The organism is Halosimplex salinum (genome assembly GCF_003730195.1).
GTDB classification, from domain to species: Archaea; Halobacteriota; Halobacteria; order Halobacteriales; family Haloarculaceae; genus Halosimplex; species Halosimplex salinum.
Genome location: NZ_QWGG01000010.1, coordinates 115,050 through 138,728, shown reverse-complemented (window position 1 = coordinate 138,728; position 23,679 = coordinate 115,050). Strand labels below are relative to the sequence as shown.

The 23,679-nt window shown below is 67.4% G+C and carries 30 protein-coding genes and 1 tRNA gene; 15 read left to right on the top strand and 16 right to left on the bottom strand.

The features are described 5' to 3' along the window. The first annotated feature begins 147 nt into the window (after nucleotides 1-147). Complete coding sequence (locus D1409_RS20495; protein WP_123538854.1) at nucleotides 148-2,412, top strand: NADP-dependent malic enzyme; 2,265 nt, start codon at nucleotides 148-150, stop codon at nucleotides 2,410-2,412. Between the two features lie 125 nt (nucleotides 2,413-2,537). On the opposite strand, the gene D1409_RS20490 is transcribed toward D1409_RS20495, so the two are convergent. Then, nucleotides 2,538-3,407, bottom strand: coding sequence for a winged helix-turn-helix domain-containing protein (locus D1409_RS20490; RefSeq protein WP_123538853.1), 870 nt, complete (start codon nucleotides 3,405-3,407; stop codon nucleotides 2,538-2,540). Nucleotides 3,408-3,511: 104 nt separating this feature from the next. On the opposite strand from D1409_RS20490, the gene D1409_RS20485 reads away from it, so the two are divergent. Next, complete coding sequence (locus D1409_RS20485) at nucleotides 3,512-3,952, top strand: DUF5788 family protein (protein WP_235853644.1); 441 nt, start codon at nucleotides 3,512-3,514, stop codon at nucleotides 3,950-3,952. Between the two features lie 78 nt (nucleotides 3,953-4,030). Then, nucleotides 4,031-4,384 carry a hypothetical protein gene (locus D1409_RS20480; protein ID WP_123538852.1) on the top strand — a complete coding sequence of 118 codons (354 nt, stop codon included), beginning with the start codon at nucleotides 4,031-4,033 and terminating at the stop codon, nucleotides 4,382-4,384. Nucleotides 4,385-4,429: 45 nt separating this feature from the next. On the opposite strand, the gene D1409_RS20475 is transcribed toward D1409_RS20480, so the two are convergent. Then, a complete protein-coding gene (locus D1409_RS20475) occupies nucleotides 4,430-5,410 on the bottom strand; it encodes a winged helix-turn-helix domain-containing protein (protein WP_123538851.1) in 981 nt (326 codons plus the stop codon). 57 nt (nucleotides 5,411-5,467) lie between these two features. Continuing rightward, nucleotides 5,468-6,133 carry a ribonuclease H family protein gene (locus D1409_RS20470; protein WP_123538850.1) on the bottom strand — a complete coding sequence of 222 codons (666 nt, stop codon included), beginning with the start codon at nucleotides 6,131-6,133 and terminating at the stop codon, nucleotides 5,468-5,470. 162 nt (nucleotides 6,134-6,295) lie between these two features. Here D1409_RS20470 and D1409_RS20465 point away from each other — a divergent pair, with 162 nt between their 5' ends. Next, nucleotides 6,296-7,225: a DMT family transporter gene (locus tag D1409_RS20465; protein ID WP_123538849.1), complete on the top strand. Its 930-nt coding sequence runs from the start codon at nucleotides 6,296-6,298 to the stop codon at nucleotides 7,223-7,225. Nucleotides 7,226-7,306: 81 nt separating this feature from the next. Here D1409_RS20465 and D1409_RS20460 read toward each other — a convergent pair whose 3' ends face one another. Further along, nucleotides 7,307-7,555 carry a hypothetical protein gene (locus tag D1409_RS20460; RefSeq protein ID WP_123538848.1) on the bottom strand — a complete coding sequence of 83 codons (249 nt, stop codon included), beginning with the start codon at nucleotides 7,553-7,555 and terminating at the stop codon, nucleotides 7,307-7,309. 236 nt (nucleotides 7,556-7,791) lie between these two features. Further along, nucleotides 7,792-8,223 (bottom strand): hypothetical protein, encoded by a 432-nt coding sequence (locus D1409_RS20455; protein ID WP_123538847.1) that lies wholly within the window; start codon nucleotides 8,221-8,223, stop codon nucleotides 7,792-7,794. A gap of 192 nt (nucleotides 8,224-8,415) precedes the next feature. Here D1409_RS20455 and D1409_RS20450 point away from each other — a divergent pair, with 192 nt between their 5' ends. After that, on the top strand, nucleotides 8,416-9,003 hold the full coding sequence (locus D1409_RS20450) for a response regulator transcription factor (protein WP_394339047.1): 588 nt from the start codon (nucleotides 8,416-8,418) through the stop codon (nucleotides 9,001-9,003). 242 nt (nucleotides 9,004-9,245) lie between these two features. Here D1409_RS20450 and D1409_RS20445 read toward each other — a convergent pair. Beyond that, nucleotides 9,246-9,381, bottom strand: a tRNA-Met gene (locus D1409_RS20445). Between the two features lie 234 nt (nucleotides 9,382-9,615). Between D1409_RS20445 and D1409_RS20440 the strand changes: the two genes are divergently transcribed. Further along, complete coding sequence (locus D1409_RS20440) at nucleotides 9,616-11,076, top strand: DUF7115 domain-containing protein (RefSeq protein ID WP_123538845.1); 1,461 nt, start codon at nucleotides 9,616-9,618, stop codon at nucleotides 11,074-11,076. 18 nt (nucleotides 11,077-11,094) lie between these two features. Here the strand turns inward: D1409_RS20440 and D1409_RS20435 are convergent, their stop codons facing one another. After that, nucleotides 11,095-11,454, bottom strand: a complete 360-nt coding sequence (locus D1409_RS20435; RefSeq protein WP_123538844.1) for a DUF5830 family protein — start codon at nucleotides 11,452-11,454, stop codon at nucleotides 11,095-11,097. A 107-nt stretch (nucleotides 11,455-11,561) separates the two neighbouring features. On the opposite strand from D1409_RS20435, the gene D1409_RS20430 reads away from it, so the two are divergent. Continuing rightward, nucleotides 11,562-12,233: a TVP38/TMEM64 family protein gene (locus D1409_RS20430; protein WP_123538843.1), complete on the top strand. Its 672-nt coding sequence runs from the start codon at nucleotides 11,562-11,564 to the stop codon at nucleotides 12,231-12,233. A gap of 30 nt (nucleotides 12,234-12,263) precedes the next feature. Here the strand turns inward: D1409_RS20430 and D1409_RS25685 are convergent, their stop codons facing one another. Beyond that, the gene (locus D1409_RS25685) at nucleotides 12,264-12,383 is read right to left on the bottom strand and encodes an HVO_2523 family zinc finger protein (protein WP_328587672.1); all 120 of its coding nucleotides are present in this window, start codon (nucleotides 12,381-12,383) and stop codon (nucleotides 12,264-12,266) included. A gap of 152 nt (nucleotides 12,384-12,535) precedes the next feature. On the opposite strand from D1409_RS25685, the gene D1409_RS20425 reads away from it, so the two are divergent. The 3 genes from D1409_RS20425 to D1409_RS20415 all read left to right on the top strand — a co-directional run bounded on the left by D1409_RS20425 (nucleotide 12,536) and on the right by D1409_RS20415 (nucleotide 14,800). Next, nucleotides 12,536-14,149 carry a molybdopterin-dependent oxidoreductase gene (locus tag D1409_RS20425; protein ID WP_123538842.1) on the top strand — a complete coding sequence of 538 codons (1,614 nt, stop codon included), beginning with the start codon at nucleotides 12,536-12,538 and terminating at the stop codon, nucleotides 14,147-14,149. Nucleotides 14,150-14,223: 74 nt separating this feature from the next. Beyond that, nucleotides 14,224-14,499: a winged helix-turn-helix domain-containing protein gene (locus D1409_RS20420; protein WP_123538841.1), complete on the top strand. Its 276-nt coding sequence runs from the start codon at nucleotides 14,224-14,226 to the stop codon at nucleotides 14,497-14,499. A gap of 4 nt (nucleotides 14,500-14,503) precedes the next feature. Beyond that, a complete protein-coding gene (locus D1409_RS20415) occupies nucleotides 14,504-14,800 on the top strand; it encodes a hypothetical protein (protein WP_123538840.1) in 297 nt (98 codons plus the stop codon). A gap of 456 nt (nucleotides 14,801-15,256) precedes the next feature. Here D1409_RS20415 and D1409_RS20410 read toward each other — a convergent pair whose 3' ends face one another. From D1409_RS20410 to D1409_RS20400, 3 genes are all read right to left on the bottom strand, one after another. Continuing rightward, the gene (locus D1409_RS20410; protein WP_123538839.1) at nucleotides 15,257-15,814 is read right to left on the bottom strand and encodes an NAD(P)/FAD-dependent oxidoreductase; all 558 of its coding nucleotides are present in this window, start codon (nucleotides 15,812-15,814) and stop codon (nucleotides 15,257-15,259) included. 93 nt (nucleotides 15,815-15,907) lie between these two features. Continuing rightward, nucleotides 15,908-16,480 carry a histidine phosphatase family protein gene (locus tag D1409_RS20405; protein WP_123538838.1) on the bottom strand — a complete coding sequence of 191 codons (573 nt, stop codon included), beginning with the start codon at nucleotides 16,478-16,480 and terminating at the stop codon, nucleotides 15,908-15,910. 148 nt (nucleotides 16,481-16,628) lie between these two features. After that, entirely contained in the window at nucleotides 16,629-17,102 is a 474-nt protein-coding gene (locus D1409_RS20400; RefSeq protein WP_123538837.1) for an SRPBCC family protein, read from the bottom strand. A 113-nt stretch (nucleotides 17,103-17,215) separates the two neighbouring features. Between D1409_RS20400 and D1409_RS20395 the strand changes: the two genes are divergently transcribed. Next, nucleotides 17,216-17,728, top strand: coding sequence for a DUF21 domain-containing protein (locus D1409_RS20395; protein WP_123538836.1), 513 nt, complete (start codon nucleotides 17,216-17,218; stop codon nucleotides 17,726-17,728). A 19-nt stretch (nucleotides 17,729-17,747) separates the two neighbouring features. Here the strand turns inward: D1409_RS20395 and D1409_RS20390 are convergent, their stop codons facing one another. Then, nucleotides 17,748-19,001, bottom strand: a complete 1,254-nt coding sequence (locus D1409_RS20390; protein ID WP_123538835.1) for a Glu/Leu/Phe/Val family dehydrogenase — start codon at nucleotides 18,999-19,001, stop codon at nucleotides 17,748-17,750. A gap of 92 nt (nucleotides 19,002-19,093) precedes the next feature. Further along, nucleotides 19,094-20,005, bottom strand: coding sequence for an HpcH/HpaI aldolase/citrate lyase family protein (locus D1409_RS20385; RefSeq protein ID WP_123538834.1), 912 nt, complete (start codon nucleotides 20,003-20,005; stop codon nucleotides 19,094-19,096). Between the two features lie 140 nt (nucleotides 20,006-20,145). On the opposite strand from D1409_RS20385, the gene D1409_RS20380 reads away from it, so the two are divergent. Next, complete coding sequence (locus D1409_RS20380) at nucleotides 20,146-20,472, top strand: hypothetical protein (protein ID WP_123538833.1); 327 nt, start codon at nucleotides 20,146-20,148, stop codon at nucleotides 20,470-20,472. A 14-nt stretch (nucleotides 20,473-20,486) separates the two neighbouring features. Here the strand turns inward: D1409_RS20380 and D1409_RS25765 are convergent, their stop codons facing one another. Then, complete coding sequence (locus D1409_RS25765; RefSeq protein ID WP_206425145.1) at nucleotides 20,487-20,588, bottom strand: hypothetical protein; 102 nt, start codon at nucleotides 20,586-20,588, stop codon at nucleotides 20,487-20,489. Between D1409_RS25765 and D1409_RS20375 the strand changes: the two genes are divergently transcribed. Further along, entirely contained in the window at nucleotides 20,542-21,093 is a 552-nt protein-coding gene (locus D1409_RS20375) for a MaoC family dehydratase (RefSeq protein WP_394339046.1), read from the top strand. The genes D1409_RS25765 and D1409_RS20375 overlap by 47 nt on opposite strands. Before the next feature lie 82 nt (nucleotides 21,094-21,175). Here D1409_RS20375 and D1409_RS20370 read toward each other — a convergent pair whose 3' ends face one another. Both D1409_RS20370 and D1409_RS20365 read right to left on the bottom strand, forming a co-directional pair. Beyond that, nucleotides 21,176-21,541: a DUF5658 family protein gene (locus D1409_RS20370; RefSeq protein ID WP_164471815.1), complete on the bottom strand. Its 366-nt coding sequence runs from the start codon at nucleotides 21,539-21,541 to the stop codon at nucleotides 21,176-21,178. Between the two features lie 140 nt (nucleotides 21,542-21,681). Beyond that, nucleotides 21,682-22,053 (bottom strand): DUF5658 family protein, encoded by a 372-nt coding sequence (locus D1409_RS20365; protein ID WP_123538830.1) that lies wholly within the window; start codon nucleotides 22,051-22,053, stop codon nucleotides 21,682-21,684. A 261-nt stretch (nucleotides 22,054-22,314) separates the two neighbouring features. On the opposite strand from D1409_RS20365, the gene D1409_RS20360 reads away from it, so the two are divergent. Continuing rightward, nucleotides 22,315-22,959 carry a chemotaxis protein CheC gene (locus D1409_RS20360; RefSeq protein WP_123538829.1) on the top strand — a complete coding sequence of 215 codons (645 nt, stop codon included), beginning with the start codon at nucleotides 22,315-22,317 and terminating at the stop codon, nucleotides 22,957-22,959. 4 nt (nucleotides 22,960-22,963) lie between these two features. Further along, entirely contained in the window at nucleotides 22,964-23,671 is a 708-nt protein-coding gene (locus tag D1409_RS20355) for a 5-formyltetrahydrofolate cyclo-ligase (protein WP_123538828.1), read from the top strand. The last annotated feature ends 8 nt before the right edge of the window (nucleotides 23,672-23,679 follow it).

Sequence of the window (23,679 nt, the reverse complement as noted above, 5' to 3'; positions counted from 1 at the left end):
TTCGCGAACGTTCATTCGAGGGCAAGAATTTCGTCAGCCGCTCTCCACGGTGAAAACGGCCGATCCAGAAGTTCGACGAACGACGAAGAACCAGTCGTCATTCGACACAACACGAACGTTTTTCCCGGTTCCGTCCGGGGATGACGTATGGGACTCGACGAGGACGCACTGGAGTATCACCGGACAGAGCCGCCGGGGAAGATAGAGATCGCGACGACGAAGCCGACCAACACCCAGCGGGACCTGCAACTCGCCTACTCGCCGGGCGTGGCGGCTCCCTGCCTCGAGATCGACGAGAAACCGGCCGACGCCTACGAGTACACGGCGAAGGGTAACATGGTCGGCGTCGTCTCCAACGGGACCGCCGTCCTCGGGCTGGGCGACATCGGCGCACAGGCCTCCAAGCCGGTGATGGAGGGCAAGGGCGTGCTATTTAAACGGTTCGCCGACATCGACGTGTTCGATATCGAACTCGACGAACACGACACGCAGGCCTTCATCGACGCCGTCGCGGCGATGGAGCCGACCTTCGGCGGGATCAACCTGGAGGACATCAGCGCGCCGGAGTGTTTCACGATGGAGGAGCAACTCCGCGAGCGCATGGACATCCCCGTCTTCCACGACGACCAGCACGGCACCGCCATCATCTCCGGCGCCGCGCTGATCAACGCCGCCGAGATATCGGGCAAGAGCCTCGAGGATATGCGGATCGTCTTCTCCGGCGCCGGCGCCAGCGCCATCGCGACCGCCCGCTTCTACGTCTCGCTGGGCGCGAAGAAGGAGAACATCCTGATGTGTGACTCCTCGGGGATCATCACCGAGGACCGCGCCGAGGCGGGCGACCTCAACGAGTACAAGCGGCAGTTCGCCCGGGACGTGCCCGAGGGCGACCTCGCGGACGCGATGGACGACGCCGACGTGTTCGTCGGCCTCTCCATCGGCGGCATCGTCGACCAGGAGATGGTCCGGTCGATGAACGAGAACCCGATCATCTTCGCGATGGCCAACCCCGACCCGGAGATCGCCTACGAGGACGCCAAGTCCGCCCGCGACGACACCGTCATCATGGGCACTGGCCGCTCGGACTACCCCAACCAGGTGAACAACGTGCTCGGGTTCCCCTTCATCTTCCGCGGCGCGCTCGACGTCCGCGCGACGGACATCAACGAGGACATGAAGACCGCCGCCGCCCACGCGCTGGCGGAACTCGCCCGGAAGGACGTCCCCGACGAGGTCGTCAAGGCGTACGGCGACCAGCCGCTGCAGTTCGGCCCCGAGTACATCATCCCCAAGCCCGTCGACCCGCGGGTGCTCTTCGAGGTCGCGCCCGCCGTCGCCGAGGCGGCCATGGAGAGCGGCGCCGCCCGACAGGAACTCGACACCGAGGAGTACGTCGAGCGTCTGGAGGCGCGGCTGGGCAAGTCCCGCGAGATGATGCGCGTTGTGCTGAACAAGGCCCAGAGCGACCCCAAGCGCCTCGCGCTCGCGGAGGGCGCCAACGAGAAGATGATCCGCGCGGCCTTCCAGCTCCAGGAGCAGGGCATCGCCGAACCCGTGCTCATCGGCGAGCGCGAGGAGATCGAGACGACGACCGCCGACCTCGGGCTGGAGTTCGATCCCGAGGTCGTCGACCCCGAGAACGGCGACTACGAGGAGTACGCCGAACGGCTCCACGAACTCCGCCAGCGCAAGGGCATCACCCGAAGCGAGGCCTCGGAACTCATCGAGAACGACACGAACTACCTCGCCAGCGTGATGGTCGAGCAGGACGACGCCGACGCGATGCTCACGGGCCTCACCCACCACTACCCCTCTGCGCTGCGCCCGCCGCTGGAGGTCATCGGCACCGCGCCCGACGCCGACTACGCGGCCGGCGTCTACATGCTGACGTTCAAGAACCGCGTCATCTTCTGCGCGGACGCGACGGTCAACCTGGACCCCGACGCGGACGTGCTCTCGGAGATCACCAAACACACCGCCAGACTCGCCCGCGACTTCAACATCGAGCCGCGGGCGGCGCTGCTGTCCTACTCGAACTTCGGCAGCGTCGAGACCGAGGGCACCCGGAAGCTCCGGGACGCCGTCGGCTCGCTCCACGAGGACCCCGAGGTCGACTTCCCGGTCGACGGGGAGATGCAGGCCGACACCGCCGTCGTCGAGGACATTCTAAATGGCACCTACGACTTCGCCGACCTGGAGTCCCCGGCGAACGTCCTCGTGTTCCCGAACCTCGAAGCCGGCAACATCGGCTACAAGCTCCTCCAGCGCCTCGGCGGCGCGGAGGCCATCGGCCCGATGCTCGTCGGCATGGACAAGCCCGTCCACGTCCTCCAGCGAGGCGACGAGGTCAAGGACATCGTCAACCTCGGCGCGGCGGCCGTGGTCGACGCCCAGAAGCAGGAAGAAGAGTAACGTAGCGGTCGGCGCCGCGGGCGCTGAACGGCGCTGCGCGCCTTCCAAGCCCACGTTCACGGGCTCGCGTGGACGCCGGTTCACCGCACCGAACGGAGTGAGGTGCGGCTTTTTCGCCCACGTTCTCAATCGGCAACCGACCGCTCCGTCGAGACGACTCCGGCGGCGCTATCGAGGGTGAGCGACAGCGTCTCGCTGCCCCGTCGCACGTCAACGCGTGCGCGAAGCGGCTCCTCCGAAACGATGGTCTCGTGGCCCGCGTGACACCACTCCAGCGTCCAGAACGGCGTCGTCCGAACGTCGACTCCCGCCTCGGAGTAGAAGGCGATGACCTCGGGATTCGAGAGCGCTGCCGCGCCGACGGGGAACCCGTACTGGAAGCCGCAATCGCGGCAGTCTCCGTGGAAGTAGTAGCCGTCCTGGTCGGACTTGGGCTCGGGCGCGATCTCGGGCGTCACAGCGCCCTGACACTCCGGACAGACCCCGTGGCCGAGCTGCAGGGTCTGCTGATAGACGGTCACGGCGACACGTTCGAGGACGTCACGGGTCGCGTCCGCGTCCCCGTCGAGGAGGGTCGGCGAGACGGGGAACAGGAGCGCGTGGTCGTCGACTCCGCAGGTCAGCAGGAGGTGGCCGTTCTCGTAGCGCAGTTCCAGCGAGTCGCCGCAGAAGGAACACTCGCCGGGTACGTCGGTCGGCCCCCAGGTCCACTCGGGGTCGAGCGACCCGGAGGCCACCGCGGAGACGACGGCAAGCCCGACGCTGGAGACGACGTAGCCCTCGGATTCTCGCGACACGAGGTCGCCGAGGCGGTCGAGGTGGTAGTTGAAGTTGCCCTTGTCGCGGACGCCGACCCGCTCGCGGAGGTCGCTGTACGCGACGACCGGGTCGGTCGGCGATTCGCGGAAGGCCTCGGCCAGCGCCCGGAGGATGGCGACCCGCGTCTCGTTGCTGACCAGTTCGAACATCTCCGTCGGGCTCGAATCCGCACCCATATCCGGCGTTCGGAGGCGTGCGACAAAACGGTGCCCTCCTATCAGATCCGTGGGAGTAATCTGCTGCTCCGATCCTTTACTGCCCGCCGACCTGTAGATCGGACGTGGTGACGGGAGAGCGATCCGACGGTGAGACTCCGATCGGCGAGCGGAAACGGCAGCGACTGCTCGACAAGAGCCGGCGCCGGTCCGGCACTATCGGGACGGACCTGCCCGAGACGATAACCGTGCAGGGGACCGACGTCGACCTCAGGGAGTTCGTCTTCGAGTGCCAGCGCCTCGAAGCGATCCCCGAGGACGAGCGCGAGCGGATCGAGGAGATGAAAAACCGGCTCCGACGGGAGCGGCTGGCGCGCAGACAGCGGATCGCCGAGGACGACATCACCGAGGCGGAGGCCGAGCGCCTCGTCGACAGTATCAGCGGCCTCGACCGCGCGATCAACGCGCTCGAGGGGCTCGACGAGCCGAGCTACACGGAGCAGTTGCGACGAAAGAAGATCGAAGACGCGGAGAAACTGCTCTCGCTGATCGAACAGCGACCGTAGCTGCTCCGCTGGACGGCGAAGTCGGGCGCCCGGCACAAGGCATACGGTCGACACCTCCGTTGGAGCGGACACGAACAGATGGATCGGACGGTCGACGTCTCGGGCTGGCCGACGCGGGCCTTCCAGTACCTGCTGGGGAGTTCCTTCGTCTTCGGCGGACTGTTCGTCGCCTCGTTCGCGGTCTGGAAGGTGTCGACGGCAGTGGGCGTGACCGTCCCCTACACCGACGGGCTGCTCTGGCCGGTCGCGTTCGCCGTCCTCTGGGCCGCGCTGACCAGGAAGTGGGTGCGCCACCTCCGTCGAGCCGACGGGGACTGGTGGGGACCGGTCCCGCGCGACCAGTATCTCGGCCGGTTCGCCGGCTACGGGGGACTGGCTCGCCATAGCTGGGAGCGGGCTATCGACCAGTTGCCGGACGACGAAGACGACTGACGAGCCTGACGCCCACCGCCGACCGGCGCGGCGCCGCCCCAGCGATTACCGGGGACCGGTCACGTCGGCGACAGACAGGTCCTCCGCCAGTTCGAGTCGCAGCTCGTCGCCGTCGAGTTCGAGCGTGACCAGGACGCGGAGGGGGTCGTCGGACAGGACTTCCCAGTCGGTGCGGCCGGTTTCGAGCCGTTCGTTGATCGACGCGAGGTCGTTGAACCCGTACTGCAGCGAGAGGTCGCGCTCGTAGTGGAACGCGACGGCCGCGGGGTGGTACTTCGCGACGCCGCCCAGCGTCGTCACCGCCCAGTCCTTGCAGACGGGGCACTCGAACTGCGCGGTGACCGCCGCGCCCCGACCGCACTCGTCACAGACTCCGTCGTCGTCGTGGCTCTCACACCGAGCGAGGGAGCGCTCGACCGGCCCGGAACAGGACGGGCAGACGCCCTCGATCATCGTGTAGAGTCGCTGGAACGCTCGCACCCAGGCCGTCGCGTAGATCTCCTCCGGAGACCGACCGGTGAACCCCGCGGGGTCGAGTTTGAACTTGCTGAGGTGGCCGCGGGTCGTGTCCTCGCCGGCGAAGAGCCCGTCGCACTCGGTGCACGCGTTGTACACCCACCCGTCCTCGTAGCCGACTTCGACGGCGCCGCCGCAGAGACTACAGTCCATGTCGATCTCGGTGGGCTCCAGGGTCGGTTCCTCGATGCCGGCGCCGGCGACGACCGAACGGACGAACTTGCGCCCGGGTTCACGGAGTTCGTACCCCTCGTCGGTCGACTCGACGAAGTGGCCGGTCAGCTTCTCGAGGTGGTAGTTGAACTGTCCGCTATCGGTCACTCCGACCGCCTCCCGGAGGTCGGAGAACCGGACGGCGTTCTCGCCGTCGAAGGGGTCGTACGCGTCCCAGAGTGCGACGAGGATCGCCAGCCGCGTCTCGTTGCTCAGTAGCTCGAAGGCCTCGCTGGCCGGCCCGGTCGTCCCCGGCGCCGCCGAAAGCGGGGACGCTTCGGCGTCGCTCCGTTCCATAGTCGACCTACCGGACAGGTTCGCATAAAGTGACGGGCCGTCCGGCCGACACTCCCGTCAGTCGCCGGCGCTGCCGCGGTTGGCCCGCGAGGGCGGCGGGTACCGGTCGTCACCCGTCGACGACGGAGAGTCGGGGAGGACACAGCGGTCGGGTTCGCTGTTGACGTGTGCGTACTCGTCGGGCGCGTTCGCGAGCGGGTGGGCCGGGTTGTGTCCACTCGAGAGGCGAGCGGCCCGGATCTCCTCGAAGTCCCGGAGTCGCGAGCGGATCCCGCGCCAGTGAAGTCCGATGGCGGGCGGATGGGAGACGGTGTGCGTCGGTTCGAGCTCGGGGCTCCGGTCCGTGAGGACCGCGGCGTTGAGATTCTCGGCGAGCGTGTCGTGGTCGATGAGGACGCCGACGGTCGCGTCCGCGGGCGAGCGGGCGGCGAGCACGTCGAGCCCGAGGTGGAGCGCCCGATACTCCGCGACGTTGTTGTCGGGCGCGCGGTTGGGGACCGACAGCCGCGCGACGCGTTCGCCGTCGCGGGTCTGGATGACCACGCCCAGTCCGCCCGTGTACTCGCGGGCGTCGTCGCCCGGGGCGGCACCACCGCTCTCTCTGTACGAGCCGTCGGTGGCGAGATAGAAGTCTCGATGGTGTGTTCGAGGCGGGTGGGCGATGTGCGGCGTCGGTGCCTCGTCGAACAAATCCCGAAGGGTCGGCCGGCCGTAAGCGGCCATACTCCCCCTTGGAGATGGGATAATTTAAACGTAGGGGGGTTTTGGGATCCGATCTCACAATAGTCGCACGATCGCGGCCGGGTCGGCGGTCGAACCGGTGGCCCACCCGTCACGGTCCCCGCGAGCCGAAACGTTCAGGCACGCTCGCGCGAATCTCCGTCCGTGTCCACGTACCGGAATCTCGGGCTGTTCCTCGCCCTCTCGGCGCTGTGGGGGTCTGCTTTCATGGCGATCAAGGCGGGGCTGTCGGCGTTCCCGCCCGTCCTGTTCGCGGCGCTCCGATACGACGTGGCCGGCGTCGTGATGCTCGGCTACGCGGTCCTCAGAGCCGATAGCTGGCGGCCCAGCGGCCGAGACGAGTGGGCGACGGTCGGCGTCGGGGCCGCCCTGATGATCGCGGCCTACCACGCGTTCCTCTTCGTCGGCGAGCAGGGGACGACCAGCGCCGCCGCCGCGGTCATCGTCAGTCTCTCGCCGGTCCTGACGACGGTCTTCGCGCGCGGGCTGCTCCCCGACAGCCGGCTCTCGGCGGTCGGCGCCGCCGGAATCCTGCTCGGCGTGGTCGGCGTCGTCGCGGTCGCCCAGCCCGACCCCGACGCGCTCCTCACGAGCGACGTCGTCCCGCAGTTGCTCGTGTTCGCCGCCGCGCTGTCGTTCGCGCTGGGAAGCGTCGTGACGACCGCGATCGACGCGGGCGTCGAGATCGAGACGATGGAGGCGTGGTCGATGCTCGGCGGCGCGGGGCTGATGCACGTCGTCAGTCTCGGACTCGGCGAGTCGCTCGCGTCGATCACGTGGTCGGGGACCGCGCTGTGGTCGCTGACGTACCTCTCGCTCGGTGCGAGCGCGGCGGGCTTTCTCATCTACTTCGACCTCCTGGAGCGACTCGGTCCGGTCGAGATCAACCTCGTCTCGTACGTCGCACCGCTGTTCGCCGCGCTGACGGGCTTTCTCTTCCTCGAAGAGGTCGTCGACGCGTGGACGGCGGTGGGCTTTTGCTGTATCTTCGCCGGCTTCGTCCTGATCAAACGTCGGGCGCTCAGACGAGAGGTCCCGAAACTTCGCGCCGCACTCTCGGGTGAAGAGCGATAGCACGGCGAGAATAGCGATAGCACGGCGAGAATAGCGTTCTGAACCGGGAACCGACCGCTGTCGAACCCGCCGTTCCGGCGGTCAGTCTCTGTAGTGGGAGTGGCCGACCAGCAGTGCGAGGACGTTCAACACCAGCAGCGCCACGAAGGCGTTCGTATAGGGTTCCGACGACAGCCCTGTCGCGAGCAACAGCGGGAGGTGGAGGAAGGGGAGTGCGACGGCTGCCCAGAACGCGAAGCCGGTGATCGGTGCGACGACACTCTCACCGACGTCCGCGACGGCGACGTCGGCGTCGAGCGAGGGCGTGAGATCGGATCTTCGACTTGACATACAGGGGACCTCGTATCTCAACGATAGTCCGGTATTACCTTATAACCGTCCGAGATTTCCACTGATTTCACAACGTTTCACGCGTCCACCCGCCCGTAGACGACGTTTTATTCGGACAGTTGATGTTTCATAGCGGCGGCAGAACGCTTCGAACGTTTTATTCGGACAGCTAAGCCGGTATCGCGATCTGCCGGTTGGCTCCGGGGAGCGATTCGACGAACGTCCACTCACCGGACTCACCCGAGGATCGATACCGCGACCTCGTGGGGGCCGTCCGGGGTCTCGATCGTCACGGTGTCGCGAAAGTGGTCCCTGACTCGCTCTCGCCAGGTCGCCACGGCCTCCTGGTGGCGGTCGTGATGCAGGTCGACGGTGTACTCGGTGTCGGGGTCGGCGCGGAGCGCGTCCTCGGTGTCGGCCGGGCGCGGGTAGTCGGGCGCCGTGGGGGCGAGCAGGGACTCCGGGTCGACGTGGAGCGGTGCGGGCGTCTCGTCGTACTCTTCGGCCGCGACGTGCAGTCGGGCGCGCATCCGGCCGCTGAACGGCGGCGTCGCCCGCAACACGACAGGACGGTCACGCTGTGCGCGCGCCTCCAGTGCGGTTACCACGTCGCCCGCGGTGACCGCGAGCGTCCGGATCCGGTTCGGATCGTCCGACGCTCTCTCCATCGACGGGATCCACGGCTTTCGTCGCCATAATCTCGTCGATGGGACGGACCCCGGATCCGTGACGCCGGTCGGCGGGACGTTCCGCCGGTAACACGCCTCTAATTTTCACAACTGATACTGCGCGGGGTGGATTTATGCAGTGGTTCCCGAGATACACGATATCCGTACGCGCGAATCACGGGACAAACGATGATATCGCCGAAGAGTAACTCAGAGGAAGTAACTATCCTCGTCGTCGACGACGAACGGGACATCGCGGATCTCTACTCCACCTGGATGGACGAGGAGTACGATGTCCGCACCGCATACGGGGCTCAGGAGGCGCTCGAGAAGGCCGACGAAACCGTGGACGTCGTCTTCCTCGACCGTCAGATGCCGGAGATGAACGGCGACGAAGTCCTCGAGACACTGCGCGAGCGAAGTCTCGACTGTCGCGTCGTGATGGTTACGGCGGTCGACCCCGACTTCGACATCGTCGACATGCCGTTCGACGACTACCTGACGAAGCCGGTGATGCTCGAGGACCTCTACGAGGCGGTCGACCGGATGTTGAACCGTGAGAACTACGACGAGCGCATGCAGGAGTTCTTCTCGCTGGCCGCGAAGAAGGCGACCCTCGAGGCCGAGAAGGACTACGTCGAACTCCAGGGCAACGAGGAGTACGAACGGCTCGAATCCGAAGTCGAGGAGCTCCGCGAGGAGGCCGACCGGACGGTCGCCGACGTCAGCGAAGCCGAGGACTTCGAGACGCTCTTCCAGGAGTTCCCCGGCGACGCCTGACCGACGACCGAACAGTTCTCTCTCACCGTCCCTGTCCCGGTTATCCGATACCTACCCGAATAGCAGCCGCTCGCCGTATTTAGCGACGGAGTAAGTATGCCCGGGGAGGGCTCGCGAACCACGGAAAATCAGAGATTTTCCTGCCCTGCGCTCACTGGCGTTCGCGCAGGACCTGTGGGTTCTCCGCTCGCCGCCGGCATTCGTGGAGCAGTCGCTCACACGAGGTTCGCGACGGTTGAGAATGCCCGGGGAGGGCTCCGAACCCTCGATCTCCGCATGACCCAGGTTCGAGGCTGACGGGCCTCGTGGGGGCATGCCGGTATGCCGCGCAATCAAACCCTATGAGTGCGGCGCTATGTCCAGCTAAGCCACCCGGGCGCACTTGCTGGTACTGTGGTGTCGGTCTTTAACCTTCTCATCTCCACCGAGTAGACCCCTCGATCGGGCCGCTGTCTCGTCGTTTCAGTGATTCGTTCGGCGCGGCCGCACTCGACGGTGAGCGCTGGACACTTCGGCGGGGTCGCCGACGGAGCCCGCATCGCACGACCCCTCGACGAAACAGATGGTCGGGCCACCCTCGGTTTTATACACACGGACGGGTACACCACTCTCATGGACATTCCGGACCTCGTCAAGGGGGCACTCGGCGACGAGGAGATCCAGGCGGGCGTCTCGCTTGGCGACGAAGACGCCGTCTGTCTCACGCCGACTCGAACGCTCGTCTACAGCGGTGAAGGACTCATCAGCGACGAACAGGTCGAGGAGTACTCTCACGACGTCGAACAGCTCGCCGTCTCGGAGGGCCGTCGCAAGACGAAGTTCACGATGCAGTACATCGACGGGACCCGCTCGTTCACGGTCCCGGCCAACCGCGGCGAGAAAGTGCTCAAGCTCTTCCTCGAAGGCATCCTCCGGCTCGAGGGCGTCATCGAACAGCGCGAGTCGCTCGCGGGCGTCTACCGCTTCAGCGAGCTCACGCTGATCATCACGGAGGGGCGTCTCATCAAACACATCGGCAGCCAGGTGTGGACCGAGGACTACGAGATGTACCCCTACGAGGACGTCACCGGTCTGGAGTTCGAACGCGCGAGCGTCGCGACGAGCATCGCGCTCTCCGTCGACGGTCGCCCGCAGCGGGTGAAGGTCCCGAACGACAAGGCGCCGGTCGTCCGCCAGACCCTGGAACAGGCCCTCTTTGGCTACTACGACGTGGCCTCCATCGACGAACTCAACCGCCTCGTCAGCGCCGACGACGAGACCGCCGGCGGCGGCGTCGAGCAATCGGGCGCCGACGACGACGGCGACGACTTCGCGTTCGGGGACGACTTCGACCCGCTCGTCAGCGACGACGCCGACGACCTGACCGAACCCGTCGACGCCGACGACGCGCTCGCGCGAGACACGTCAGCCGACACCGTCGATACCCCGTCGTCCGGCGAACGGGCCGGCCAGTCCGGGACCCAGAACCCGGGTACCGCGAGCGACCAGCCCGCGGACGCGCCGACCGGCCAATCGACCGAACAGTCGAGCACGCCCGACCGGACGACACCCGCCGACCCCGGCCAATCGCCGGAGGCGACAGCGGACGCCCGTGCGGAACCCGAACGCGAGTCTCCGGGGACTGCCGGGACCGAGACACCGCAGACCGACGGACAGACCAACGAACAGACCACCGAGACGCGACAGACGGACGTACAACCTGCCGAGGGCGGAGCGTCCGACGCGACACAGACCGCCTCGGGGTCGTCTCCCTCCCAGGGGACGCAGCGATCCGAAGCGCCGGCGGAGCAGTCGGCGCCGTCGGGAGGGAGCGACGCGGCCGAAACCAGTCCCGACACCGCCGGAGAACGGTCCGTCGAATCGACTCGCTCGACGGGCACGTCTGCTGGCGCGACGGGCGAACCGGGCGCGGGCGGGGACGCGGGCGAACCCGCGCCGGTCACGCGCGAGGAGTTCGAGGCGATGGCCGAGCGGCTCGAGGAGTTGACCGACGCGGTGGACCGACAGAACGAACTGCTCAAGCGCCAGCACCGCGCGCTCAAACAGCTAGTCCAGCGACGCGACTCGGAGTGAGGCGACCGCTGGACGGTCTCAGTCGTCCTCGCGACCCGTGACTTTCCTGATACACGACGAGCCGAAGGGCCCGTGCTCGCCGGCGTCGAACTCGATGAAGTAGCCAGTGGTGATGCCCGCGTTACAGCGCTGGCAGGTGAACTCTCCTTCCTTGCTCACGACGTCGCCGTCGAGGCTGAGGTAGTCGCCGGTGGTCGGGACGACGGTGTCTCCGTCCCGGTCGATGATCCCGCGGCGCTCGGCGGTCTCGAGGATCTCGCGGGTCACGGCGGGGTCGCTCGTTACCGTCTCGATGCGGTCGACGGCCGCCGCGAGCGACAGTTCCGCGTGTTCAAGGTGGGCGAGCAGTTCGACGCCGAGTTCGACGCGGTCGTCCACGCTCACTGGTGTGGCTCCCTCCGAATTAAGCGTTTCCGCGTTCGCGCGCGACTTCGCCGGCGACTCCGACCACAAGACTTGTGTCGGCATGGTCGAGACAGGGATCGATGGCAGTCAGTCGGGCGACGCGCCGACAGTTCGGGGGTATCGGAGTCCTCGGCGCCGTGCTCGCGGTCGCCGCGCTCCTCTTCTCCCCGGGCGCGGTCCTGGACTCGGTCGCGAGTCTCTCCGCGCACCCGTGGCGGTTCGTCGCCGTGTTGGCCGTCCTCTATCTCGCCCGCCCGTTCCTCCTGTGGCCGGTCAGCGCGCTCTCGCTGACCGTCGGGTTCGTCCTCGGCGCGACCTACGGCATCCCGGTCGCCATCGCGGGGACGCTCCTCTCGAACACGACGCCGTTCCTGCTCGCGCGGTACGCCCGAACCGAGGACGGCGTCGTCGGTCTGACGACCAGAACCAGCGACCGGTTCGTCGAGACGGTCGGCGAGTTCCGCGGCGTGGTCGCCGCGCGGCTCGCCCCGCTCCCCGCCGACGTCGTCTCGGTCGGCGCGGGCCTCTCGGACGTGTCGCTCCGGTCGTACCTGGTCGGGACGCTACTGGGAGAGTCGGTCTGGATCGCCGCCGAAGTGATCGCCGGCGCGTCGATGCACGCGCTCTCGGTCCACGGGCTCCGCCACAGCCTCGCGCTGTTCGCCGCGGCCACCTCCCTCTCGGTTGTCCTGCTCGCCAGACCGGCCTACCGGTTCCTCCGCGACGAGCATGGGCTCGGTGTCGGCGAGTAGCGGGGCTGCCGCGACGGTTCACCCGGCCGGTCAGTAGAAGGTGTCCGAACAGTCGTAGACGACGCCGTGTTCGGGGCAGACGTACTTGCAGTGGCGGTGGGTCATCGCCCGGTCACAGATCGGACAGGGTCGGCCGCCGTCGCCGCTCATATCTCTGTCCTCGGCCGAGGAGCGCTTGAGTCTTGTTCTCCGCGGCGACCCGCGGCCGGGCCCGAGTGTACGCGCCAATCCCAACGAATTCTAGAGAGAGTCCGAGGGGTTTTCGAACAACGCCTATGCGTGGTGAGTGCCCAGTCCGTCCCATGACAGAGTACACGCCGCTGTCGGACCGCTACCCGCCGGGCCCGGGTTCGGTCGCGGTCGCGCTCGCGGCGGGCGTCGCGGGGTTACTCGGATCGTTCGGCGCGGTCGGGTTCGCGCCGGGGTTCGTCCTCGCCCCGGTCGAGAGCACGCTCTCGCAGGTGATGCCCGGCTTCGCGATCACCTTCGCGATCACGGTCCTCGGTGATCTCGGACAGCAACTCAACGTCGCGCTCGCGGGATCGATCGTCGTCGCACTCTACGCCCTGCTGGTGGGGCTGACGATCGGGATCGGACGGGAACTCGACAGCAGACTCGTTCCCGTTCTCGGGGCCCCCGTCGCCGTGTGGGTGGCGACGGCGGCGCTCACGTCTCGTCCGGTCGCGTCGCTCGGCGCGGCCGTCGGCGCCGGTATCGTCGTCTGGCTGACCGACCTCTCCCGGTCGGGCGAGCGCTTCGTCGGCCGTCGCGACCCGGGCGGCCGACGCCGTGTCGTCGCGGCCCTGGCCACCGCCCTCGGCGCGAGCGCCGTCGGGTACACGCTCGGTCGTCAGGGCAGTTCGACCGCGAGCGCGGGCGGTGAAGACGTCAGCGGGAGCGACGACGGCGGGGATCCGATGGGCGACCCCGCCGTCTACAGCAACGTGGAGACGCCGACGTTCGACGTGGACGACCAGCTGGCCGCCGCCGAGGAGCGCACCTACGATTTCGGGGAGATGGACCCGCTGGTCAGCGAGCAGTTCTTCAACGTCTCCTACAGTTCGGTCTCGCCGACGCCCGACGCCGCCGAGTGGTCGCTGTCGGTCACCGGCGAGGTCGATCAGGAGGTGTCCTACGACTACGACGACCTCCGCGAACGCGAGTTCGAACACCGCTTTATCACCCTCCGCTGTGTCGGCGAGTCGCTCAACGGCCACAAGATGGACAACGCGCTCTGGAGCGGCGTCCCCATCGCCCCCCTGATCGAGGAAGCCAGTCCCAGTTCGGACTGCGACTGCGTCATGCTCCGGGCGGCCGACGACTACTACGAGGAGTTCCCGCTCGAAGCCCTGGAGACGGGAATGCTCGCACTCGGCATGAACGGCCGCCCGATCCCACGCGGCCACGGCGCGCCGGTCCGCGCACTCATCCCCGGCCACTGGGGCGAGATCAACGTCAAGTGGATCACCGAGATCGAGTTCCTCGAACGGGAGCAGGACGGCTACTGGGAGCAGAAGGGGTGGCACGGCACCGGCCCCGTCGAGACCGTCGCCAAACTCCACGCGAAGACCCGAACGGAGGACGGCCAGATCCTCGTCGGTGGGCACACGTACGCGGGGATCCGCGGCATCGAGCGGGTGGAGGTGTCTATCGATGGCGGCGAGACGTGGGACGAGGCGGAACTCACGGAGCGATTGCCGGGTGCGACCGGTGCCGTCGAGGACCCACCGGAGCACGCGAACGACGCGTGGCGCCAGTGGCGCTACGCCTACGACCCGCCCGAGGAAAGCCACGACGTCGTCGTGCGCGCAACCGACGGGACGGGCGAACTCCAGCCAGAGGAGGAAAGCGGCGCGTACCCGAGCGGACCGACCGGCTGGGTGAGCGAGACGGTCGATCCCGGTAGCGTTCAGTGACGCCCGGCTCTTCGGGGATGGCGGGAACCAGCACGAATAAACGGGAGGCGCGGGTCAGGAGCGAACGAGCGTCGATGGAGAAGGCACTCTGGTATCTGCTCGCCGGGACGCGCGGCGGGGAGAACCGCGCGCGGATCATCCGGTTGCTCGACGACCGGCCGCGCAACGCCAACAGGCTCGCCGAAGCGCTCGACGTGGACTACAACACGGTGCGACACCACCTCGACGTCCTCCTCGACCACGACGTCGTCGAGCGCGGCGGCGACGACTACGGCGCGATGTACTTCCTCACGGACCGGTTCGACCACCACCGCGAGGAGTTCGAGACGATAACCGACCAAATGGACTGATACTATGGCGATGCACACCTGGCTGACCGTCGCGACCGCCCTCGCCGGGCTGAACGCCCTGCTCCTCGTCACCCTGGGCGTCGTCTGGCTCCGCAACTACCGCACGTTCCGCTCGAACCTCATCCTCGGCCTGCTCGCCTTCGCGGCCGTCATGCTGCTGGAGAACCTCATGGCCGTCTACTACTTCTTCAGCATGCAGATGCTGTACGCCGGCGACCCCGTCGCCCAGCAGGCCGTCGTCGTCCTCCGCGCCCTCCAGTTCCTCGCCCTCCTCTTCCTGACGTACGTGACGATGCAGTAGGTCGGTCCGATCCGGCGCTTCCCGGAGTGCCCGAGATTTCTTTCTCCGACTGTTCGACCGAGATTCTGGCGCGCGCTGTCGCGGCGTTCATGCCGCGACAGCATCGTGCGAGGGACGAGTAACGCAGGGAGCGTAGCGACTGAGTAACGCAGTCGGTTGGGGAGGCGTGAGGCGCGGTGCTGTGCGTTGCTGTCCCCGTCCCTGGCGGACTGAAAGGGCGAGGCGCGCTCGCGGGGCGCAGTCCCGTGGTCGCTGAGCGGGCACTATCCGAGGGAACGGAGTGACCGAGGATATCCCGACTCAGCGACCGCGAGCGGGTCGAGGGCTTTCAACGCTCACCGTCGTCTGCGGTCGATCCAGCGCCTAGCGAGCGAGTCGAGGGCGTTCAACGCTCACCGCCGACTGCGGTCACCTCGACACCGAAGGGACGACAGAGAGGCCCGCTATCGTATATTCTCACTCGAAGTCGTCGGGGACGTCGAAGTCGTGGAAGTGCTCGCCTTTCTCCTTCGAGAGGATGTCGAGCGCGGCGGCGCCGCCGTCACCGGCGGAGATGATCGCCTGCCACTCCTCGGCGCGGACCATGGCGCCGGTGGCGTAGGCGTCGCCGACGCTGGTCTCCATGTCGACGCCGACGTCCACCGTCCCCTCGTCGGTGAACGAACAGCCCAGTTCCTCGGCGAGGTCGCGGTTCGCGCCGGTGGCGAGGATCAGGTAGTCCGCGGCGAGGTCGTCGTCGTCGGTCACGACGCGGAACTGGTCGCCGTCGCGCTCGACGGTCTGGACCTGCTCGTCCTGTCGGCGCTCGACCCCGAACTCGTCGACCTGGGCGCGGCTCCGCTCCATGAACTCGGTGCCGCCGATGTTCTCGATGCCGAGGTAGTTCGCGAGGTGGGCCTTGTGCATCCACGTCTTGTCCGTGTCGAAGACGACCGTGTCGAGGTCGTTCTTGGCCGTGAACAGTGCCGCGCTCAGGCCGGCGGGGCCGCCGCCGACGACAGCTACGTCTGTCATACGAGAACAATGTGCGGGAAGTCGGAAAGACGTTTGCGTACCCCGGGTCGGTTTCCGGCAATCCGGTGGACGTCGTTCGAGACGGATGCGAACTCAACTATCCGAATAGATCCGCTCGATAACTGGCGACGGACCGTTCTCGAACGTCACTTCGTAAATATCGGGCATGGTCAACTCCTGCCAGAACTCGAAATCGTATGCCTCGTCGTAATGGTTCAGAATCAATGTCAGAATGTTTCCGTGAGTCCCGATTACGACGGTCTTCCCGCTCCACTGGTCGAGAGTTCTACCGACTGCCTCGATACCTCGTTCCTGAGCGGCCTCGTTCGACTCCCCGCCCGGCCACGAGAAAGACGGGTCGTCCCATACTTTCGTGATCGCCTCCTCGAAGTCCTCGACGTGGGACTCCGCGAGTGTCCGTTCTCGAAACCCACACTCGGTACGGACCTCCGCACCTGCGATCTCGGCAGTTTCCCGGACGGTTTCGACTGCCCGTGCGTAGGGACTTGATACGACACCGTCGATATCGTATCGAGTGAGAATTTCGGTAACGCGGGATGCGTCCCGTCGTCCCCGTTCCGAGAGACCGCGTTCGGCCTCTCTGTTTGGTACGTAGGGGGAATGGGCGTGACGAACAAAGTAGAGTGTCGTTTGAGACTCAGACATGTATCCACGTAAGAAACACTCAAACAATAGACCCTCTGTACTTAGCATCCGGCGCCGAGCGAAGTGAGCGGCCGGCCGTTTTCACCCGCGTTTTTCGAGGAGCCATCCCGGTACGAGCGAGGAAGGGCGACGATGAAAACCACGGTCGCTACTCCAGCAGTTCCTTCGTCTTCCGGTGGCGGTGGCGGAACATGGGTTCGAAGCCGACCCACCCGAGCGGGCCGAGCAGGCCGCGGACGACGGGGAGTTCGTACTCGACGTGGTCGTGGATGCGGGTTCCGCCGTCGACGGCCTCGAAGGTGTGGGTGTGGACCCACTTCGGGAACGGGCCGCGCATCATCTCGTCGCGGAAGACGCCCTCGCCGTCGCTCTCCTCGCGGGCGGCGATGTAGGAGACCCAGCGTTGGCGCGGTGCGACGCCGAACGGGGCGATGGTCGACTCGATCTTCGACCCGGTGTCCAGGACGTCGGGGTCGGGGTCGCCGTCGGGGCCGACTGCCGACTCGACGCGGAGATGCATCCAGTCGGGGGTCAACGCCTCCAGCCCCGAGGGTCGAGAGTGGAAGTCCCAGACCGCCTCGAACGGCGCGTCGACGACAGTCTCGCGCTCGTACACCGGCATGGCTGGTCGTTGGGACCGGCGACGCATAACGAGTGGGGACGGGGCGGACCCGCGAGCGGGGTCCTGTCGCCGGAGTCCCCGGATACTTCCCGGGGCGGGGAGAACGCGGTGGCATGGCCGGTACAACAGTCGCTGTCGCAGGTATCGTGGCGACGGTCCTTCTGCTCGCCTGTAGCGCGTTCTTCTCGAGTTCGGAAACCGCGATATTCTCGCTCCCGCGGGCGTGGATCGACGAACGGGCGGCGTCTGACGACCGAGCACGCGTACTGCAGGAACTCGTCGACGACCCGCACCGACTGCTCGTTACGCTCCTCGTGGGCAACAACGTCGTCAACGTCGCGATATCGAGCATCGTCACGGTGCTCGTGACGAGCTATCTCGACCCCGGACCGGCGGTCGTCGTCGCGACGGCCGTCACGAGCGTCCTCGTCCTCCTGTTCGGCGAGATCGTCCCCAAATCCGTCGGACTGGGGAACGCGGAGCAGTGGTCGGTGACCGTCGCGCCCGTGGTCAAGGGCGTCGAGGTCCTGCTCGGTCCGGTCATCACCGTCTTCGACGTCGTCACCCGACGGATCGGCACGGTCTTCGACGGCGACGAGGCGATCGAGGAGCCCTACGTCGACTGATACCGGCGTTTCGACCCGATCAGGGCCAGACCCCGCTCTGCTCGCTCGCGGCGAGGACGCGTTCGATGGCGACGACGTACGCGGCGGTCCTGAAGTTCGGGAGGTCCCGCTCCTCCAACGTCGACGTGAGCCGGTCGAACGCGTCGACGATCACCGTCTCCAGTTCCTCGTTGACCCGTTCCTCGGACCAGTAGAAGCGCTGGCGGTTCTGCACCCACTCGAAGTACGACACCGTGACTCCGCCGGCGTTGGCGAGGATGTCCGGGTAGACGTGCACGTCGCGGTCCGCCAGTACATCGTCGGCGTCCGGTGTCAGCGGCCCGTTCGCTGCCTCGACGATCACGTCGGCCTCTACCTCGTGAGCCAGCTCGCCGTCGATGGCGTTTTCGAGTGCCGCGGGGACGAGCAGGTCGACGTCGAGCGTAAGCAACTCCTCGTTGGTCAGCGTCTCCGGCGCGTCGTAGTCGGTCACTTCGCCGGTCTCGTTCTTCCGGGCCTTGGCGGCCCGAGTGTCCAGTCCGTCGGGGTCGTAGGCGGCGCCCCCGGAGTCGGAGACGGCGACGACGCTCGCCCCGACGTCTTCGAGGAGCCTCGCGGCGATCGACCCCGCGTTGCCGTAGCCCTGGACGGCGACGGTCGCACCCTCGACGTCCTCCCCCAGGTACTCGAACGCCTCGCGAGCGGTGAGCATCACCGAGCGACCCGTCGCCTCGACGCGGCCAGCGCTCCCGCCGCTGTCCGGCGCCTTGCCGGTGACGACGCCCGGTTCGGTCGTGTTCTCCAGCGTCTCGTAGGTGTCCTTGATCCAGTTCATCTCCCGGCGACCGGTGTTGACGTCAGGTGCGGGGATGTCCCTGTCCTCGCCGATGATGGGGCGAAGTTCCGTCGCGAAGGCGCGCGTGAGTCGTTCGAGTTCGGCCTCGGAGTAGTCGTCCGGGTCGACGACGATACCCCCTTTCCCGCCGCCGTAGGGGATGTCGACGACGGCGCACTTGTACGCCATCCAGCCCGACAGCGCCTTCACCTCGTCGCGGGACACCTGCGGGTGATAGCGAACGCCGCCCTTGTACGGGCCGCGAGCGCCGTTGAACTGCGATCGATAGGCGCGAAAGAGCTCGACGGACCCGTCGTCCAGCTCGACCGAGAGATTCGTCTCGAGGACCCGTTCGGGGTTCTTGAGACGGGCGAGCGTCCCGGCGTCGACGTCGAGGTGTGCCGCGGCGTCGTCGACTTGCTCCTGGAGACTCTCGAAGGGATTGGCCGCTTCGGACATGCCCACGGTAGGGCTCAGCGCGCCGAAAAAGTTCGGGCGACCGCCGGGCAAGTGGACGAACGGTCGGCGGCGCCTGTGCGCACTCGTGGTTCCTACTCGCGCTCGTCGGCCTCGTCGGCCTCGTCGGCCGCGTCGGCCTCGTCGGTCGCGTCGGCCTCGTTGGCCGCACGTGCCCGTTCCACGACCCGCTCGGCCTGCGCGACGAGCGGCGCGTCGACCATCTCGCCGTCGACGGCGAAGACCCCCCGCCCCGCGGCGTCGGCCTCCTCGCTCGCCGCGAGCACCCGCTCGGCCCACTCGACCCGGTCGGCGTCGGGCGTGAACGTCTCGTTTATCGGCGCGACCTGCGCCGGGTGGATCGCCAGTTTCCCGTCGTAGCCCAGTTCGAGCGCGAACGCCGTGTCCGCGCGCAGCCCCGCCTCGTCCTCGAAGTCGGTGTGGAGCGTGTCGACCGCGTCCACGTCGGCGGCGCTCGCGGCGAGGACCACGTGCTCGCGCGCGTAGAGGACTTCGGTCCCCTCGTCGGTGCGGGTCGCGCCCAGGTCGGCCGCCAGGTCTTCGGCGCCGAAGATCAGGGCGTCGGTGGGCTCGGCGGCCGCGATCGCCTCGGCGTGCAGGACGCCCGCGGCCGTCTCGACCAGCGCGAGTACCGGCAGGTCCGCGTCGCGTTCCGCGGCGAGGTTCGCGAGGTCCGTCACGTCGTCTCCAGACTCGGCTTTCGGCAGGACGAGCGCGTCGAGGGCCGCCCGTGCGTCGGGGTCGTCGAGGATCACTTCGAGGTCGTCGCTCGCGCCGCGACCGGGCGGCTGGACGCGCACGCACACCTCGCAGTCCGCGTCTGTCTCGGCGAGTACTGCCCGGACCGCGTCTCGCGCCTCGTCCTTCTTCGCGGGGACGACGGCGTCTTCGAGGTCGAAGACGACGACGTCGGCCCCGGTAGTCGGCGCGTTCCGCATGAGACCCGGCTGGTCGCCCGGCGAGAACAGGACGCTCCGGCGTGCCATGTCTGCAGGTGGGTCGGCCAACGTTTTGTAGCTACGGGCACCGCGCGTTCGAGGAGTGCAGTCGGGGAGGGATAGCGGAGTATCCACCAAATTCTTTCTCGTCACCGGGCCCTAGGTCTGACACAGTAGGTCCGAGACAGATGGCTTCAGACGACGACCCAACGGGGACCGCACAGATCGAAGACCGGCTTCGACGGCTCGGCCGGTACTCCCGGTTCGTCAGGACCGGTCTCGGCGTGATCGTCGGCGCGTTCGTTCTCGCAGTGATCGTCCGCTTGCCGAGGAACCTCGACTCGTTCCCTGACGCGGTCGACGCGCTTCTCATGCCGCTGATATTCGTCGGGATGGGGCTGTTGCTGTTCGGTATCGGGATGCACCTCCACCTCATGCATCTGAACCTGGTGCGGCAGCTACGGAAAGGTCAGGCCCCGGATCCGAACCGCCCGGAGCGGGAAGGTGACCAGTGAACCGAACGGACCCGTCAGACCGGTGAGATCCGAAGAAACGCAACCTCGTGCCCGCCGACAGTCGCGGCGATCTCGCCGCTGGTCGTCCGCTCCTCGTCGGTCCACAGGTCCCGCACCCTCCAAACGGTTAACCACCGCCGAACCGACGGTCGATCCATGCCCGGGCGCTACTACGAGGAGTTCACCGAGGGCGAGACCATCGCTCACGACAGGCGCCGCACGATCTCGGAGTCGGACAACCAGCGGTTCTGTGACCTGACGATGAACCAGCAGCCGCTCCACCTGGACGCCGACTTCGCCGCGGACACGCAGTTCGGCGAGCGCCTCGTCAACGGCCTCTACACGATGAGCCTCGCGGTCGGCCTCTCGATCCCGGAGACGACCGACGGGACCATCGTCGCCAACCTGTCCTACGACGAGGTGGAGCATCCGGCCCCGGTGTTCCACGGGGACACGCTCCGCGCGGAGTCGACGGTGACGAACAAGCGGGAGACGAGCGACGGCGAGCGAGGCGTCGTGACGATGCGCGTCGACGCGTATCGCGTCGAGGCGGGTGAGGACACGCTGGTGTGTTCGTTCGAGCGGACGGTACTGTCGGAGAAACGACCGAACGAGGGGTGAGGTGCCCGTCTGTGGAGAGGGTCTGTCGACGCCGGAGCGGTCCCAGAGCCGCTCCGGCGTGTCGGACACGCCCGGGGTTCGGTCAGACGGTCGCGAGCGCGACTGTGTTGACGAGGACGGTGACGGTCCACGGGAGCGCCAGTCCGAGGGCGATGGTCGCCCCGTAGCGGGGGCGGACCGCCCGCAGACCGAGCGCGAGACCGACGGCGAGGACCTTCGCCGCGCCGAGCGCGGCCAGGCCCCGGCCGTCGATAGCCCACTGCATCACCGGATTGCCCTCGGAGAGTCCCACGGCCAGGCCGAGCCACGTCGTGTACACGTCCAGCACCAGCGACGCGAAGACGACCAGCCACAGCGCTCCCTCGACGGCTCGACCGGCGGCGACGCCGCCGAACCGGCCGTCGAACACCCACGACCTGTCCGTACTCGTCAGTAGTGTGCCGCGCATCGGACCCACCGCACGTCACCCCCCACCCAGAGGGGTGGTTCGTGCGTGTGGGTTCTCGTCACACCATGACAAAAAAGATTCGTTTCGAACCGCGGCGGTCGCTCGGAGACGGACTGTCGCGGGGCGCGACCGGGGCGTCGTCAGACCGACGCGATGAGCGCGGCGTTGAACACGACGGCCAGCGTCCAGGGGATCGCGAGGCCGAGCGGCGCGACGATGGCGTATTCGGGCCACAGAGTACGGAATCCGAGCGCGACTGCGACGGCCGCGGCCTTGGCGAGGCCGAGGGCCATCAGGCCAAAGACATCGAGCGCCTGCCGCATGAGCGGATTGCGCTCGACGAGACCGATCGAGAGGCCGTACGCCGTCAGCACGATGTCGAGCACGAGCGCCCAGCAGACGAACACCCAGAGCACGAGCTCCAGGTCGGACACTGAGCCCGAAGCCGTGCCGAGATATTCGCCGATCGCTGACGAATCGATGACGGTCGAATCGGTCGTGACAAGCGGCATGTGTGGGGGTCTCGACGGGTTGGTCGGTCGCCGGGGGCACGCCGAACCGTCCACCCCGCCGTTTCCTACCCCGCACGACACACCCAAGAGTATACGTCGCTTATCCGTCATGCACGCCGGTACCCGGGAATTACCGCCGGTAGAGCGACCCTCCGTACGACGACCGTCTGACGCGGCACTCGCCGCACGTCTCGTAGCCGACGGAGCGGCCGCAGTTCACGGCCCCAGAGCGTTTACAGTGGTCGAGACCAACGAGCGTGTATGGATTACGAGGTCGACGTGCGGAAACTGGAGCTTTTCAACGAGATGGCCAAGGAGGGAGCGACCACCGTCTCGGCCCACCTGAACGAGCTCTCGGGCCTGCACACGGAGATCGAGGTCTCCAAGATCAACTTCCTCGACATGGCCGACGTGCGGACTCACCTCGGGGACCGCGAACAGGTCGGTATCTTCGTCGAACTCACCGAACCCCCCTACGGCTACGTCCTCTTCATGCTCGAACCCACCGGGAGCAAGCGCCTCGCACAGGGTATGGTCGGCGACATGGGGAGCGGCGACGACGACGACGGCCTGTTCACCGACCTCGAGCGCTCCGCGATGCAGGAGATCGGCAACATCATGACCAGCGGCTTCATCGACGGCTGGGCGAACGTCCTCGACACCACCATCGACATGTCGACCCCCTCGTTCATCTTCGGCCCCGCCAGCGACATCGTCGACGAGATGGGGGGCTGGCCGGACGAAGAGATCGCCTTCGTCGTCGACTCCCACATCGTCGCCAGCGACGCCGACGTCGAAGTCACCGTCTACACCTTCCCGCAGCTGGCCGACCTCGTCCAGCTGATCCAGAACATCGACGTCGAGACCGACGTCGGCACGGACACCGCCGCCTCGGACGTCCTCTGATCGGATGGCCGCCGACAAAGAGTCGCTCAGACAGACCGTCTGGGACCACCTCGAGGACAGCGGCGAGGCCCGCTTCCCCTTCCCGCCCCACGGCCGCATCCCCAACTTCGCCGGCGCGGACGCCGCCGCCGAGCGACTCGCCGACCTCCCGGAGTGGGCCGACGCCCGGACGCTGAAAGCCAACCCCGACGCGCCGCAACTGCCCGCGCGCCGGGCCGCACTCGCGGCCGGGAAGACCGTCTACATGGCCGTCCCGCGACTGCGCGACGAGCGCTGTTTCTACCGGCTGGACCCCGCCGACCTCGACGACCCCGACGCCGCCGCGACGGTCTCCGGCGTCGACGACCACGCCGAACAGGTCGGCCCCGAAGCGGTCGACCGGGTCGACCTCGTCCTCGTCGGGAGCGTCGCGGTCTCGCCCGACGGCGCCCGCGTCGGCAAGGGCGAGGGGTACAGCGACCTGGAGTTCGCGGTCCTGACGGAACTGGGCCTGGTCGACGCCGAGACGACGGTCGTCACGACCGTCCACGAGTCGCAGGTCCGAGACGGGATCGGCGCCGACGCCCACGACGTGCCGCTGGACGTGATCGTCACCCCCGAGCGTGTCGTCAGGACGGAGACGTCTCACGAGCGACCCGACGGGATCGACTGGGCGGCGCTGAGCGACGAACAGATCGAGGAGATCCCGGTTCTGGACCGGTTCGCGCCGTAGATTCGCCG

What these genes read in the sequence shown, in the direction of transcription:
- D1409_RS20475 (WP_123538851.1), bottom strand. Translation starts at nt 5,410, where the DNA reads ATGGAACGGAGCGACGCCGAAGCGTCCCCGCTTTCGGCGGCGCCGGGG.
- D1409_RS20430 (WP_123538843.1), top strand. Translation starts at nt 11,562, where the DNA reads ATGGCAGTCAGTCGGGCGACGCGCCGACAGTTCGGGGGTATCGGAGTC.
- D1409_RS20390 (WP_123538835.1), bottom strand. Translation starts at nt 19,001, where the DNA reads ATGTCCGAAGCGGCCAATCCCTTCGAGAGTCTCCAGGAGCAAGTCGAC.
- D1409_RS20470 (WP_123538850.1), bottom strand. Translation starts at nt 6,133, where the DNA reads ATGGCCGCTTACGGCCGGCCGACCCTTCGGGATTTGTTCGACGAGGCA.
- D1409_RS20380 (WP_123538833.1), top strand. Translation starts at nt 20,146, where the DNA reads ATGGCTTCAGACGACGACCCAACGGGGACCGCACAGATCGAAGACCGG.
- D1409_RS20385 (WP_123538834.1), bottom strand. Translation starts at nt 20,005, where the DNA reads ATGGCACGCCGGAGCGTCCTGTTCTCGCCGGGCGACCAGCCGGGTCTC.
- D1409_RS20370 (WP_164471815.1), bottom strand. Translation starts at nt 21,541, where the DNA reads ATGCGCGGCACACTACTGACGAGTACGGACAGGTCGTGGGTGTTCGAC.
- D1409_RS20405 (WP_123538838.1), bottom strand. Translation starts at nt 16,480, where the DNA reads ATGTCTGAGTCTCAAACGACACTCTACTTTGTTCGTCACGCCCATTCC.
- D1409_RS20495 (WP_123538854.1), top strand. Translation starts at nt 148, where the DNA reads ATGGGACTCGACGAGGACGCACTGGAGTATCACCGGACAGAGCCGCCG.
- D1409_RS25685 (WP_328587672.1), bottom strand. Translation starts at nt 12,383, where the DNA reads ATGAGCGGCGACGGCGGCCGACCCTGTCCGATCTGTGACCGGGCGATG.
- D1409_RS20360 (WP_123538829.1), top strand. Translation starts at nt 22,315, where the DNA reads ATGGATTACGAGGTCGACGTGCGGAAACTGGAGCTTTTCAACGAGATG.
- D1409_RS20460 (WP_123538848.1), bottom strand. Translation starts at nt 7,555, where the DNA reads ATGTCAAGTCGAAGATCCGATCTCACGCCCTCGCTCGACGCCGACGTC.
- D1409_RS20410 (WP_123538839.1), bottom strand. Translation starts at nt 15,814, where the DNA reads ATGACAGACGTAGCTGTCGTCGGCGGCGGCCCCGCCGGCCTGAGCGCG.
- D1409_RS20455 (WP_123538847.1), bottom strand. Translation starts at nt 8,223, where the DNA reads ATGGAGAGAGCGTCGGACGATCCGAACCGGATCCGGACGCTCGCGGTC.
- D1409_RS20415 (WP_123538840.1), top strand. Translation starts at nt 14,504, where the DNA reads ATGGCGATGCACACCTGGCTGACCGTCGCGACCGCCCTCGCCGGGCTG.
- D1409_RS20400 (WP_123538837.1), bottom strand. Translation starts at nt 17,102, where the DNA reads ATGCCGGTGTACGAGCGCGAGACTGTCGTCGACGCGCCGTTCGAGGCG.
- D1409_RS20425 (WP_123538842.1), top strand. Translation starts at nt 12,536, where the DNA reads ATGACAGAGTACACGCCGCTGTCGGACCGCTACCCGCCGGGCCCGGGT.
- D1409_RS20420 (WP_123538841.1), top strand. Translation starts at nt 14,224, where the DNA reads ATGGAGAAGGCACTCTGGTATCTGCTCGCCGGGACGCGCGGCGGGGAG.
- D1409_RS20395 (WP_123538836.1), top strand. Translation starts at nt 17,216, where the DNA reads ATGGCCGGTACAACAGTCGCTGTCGCAGGTATCGTGGCGACGGTCCTT.
- D1409_RS20490 (WP_123538853.1), bottom strand. Translation starts at nt 3,407, where the DNA reads ATGGGTGCGGATTCGAGCCCGACGGAGATGTTCGAACTGGTCAGCAAC.
- D1409_RS20355 (WP_123538828.1), top strand. Translation starts at nt 22,964, where the DNA reads ATGGCCGCCGACAAAGAGTCGCTCAGACAGACCGTCTGGGACCACCTC.
- D1409_RS20365 (WP_123538830.1), bottom strand. Translation starts at nt 22,053, where the DNA reads ATGCCGCTTGTCACGACCGATTCGACCGTCATCGATTCGTCAGCGATC.
- D1409_RS20480 (WP_123538852.1), top strand. Translation starts at nt 4,031, where the DNA reads ATGGATCGGACGGTCGACGTCTCGGGCTGGCCGACGCGGGCCTTCCAG.
- D1409_RS20440 (WP_123538845.1), top strand. Translation starts at nt 9,616, where the DNA reads ATGGACATTCCGGACCTCGTCAAGGGGGCACTCGGCGACGAGGAGATC.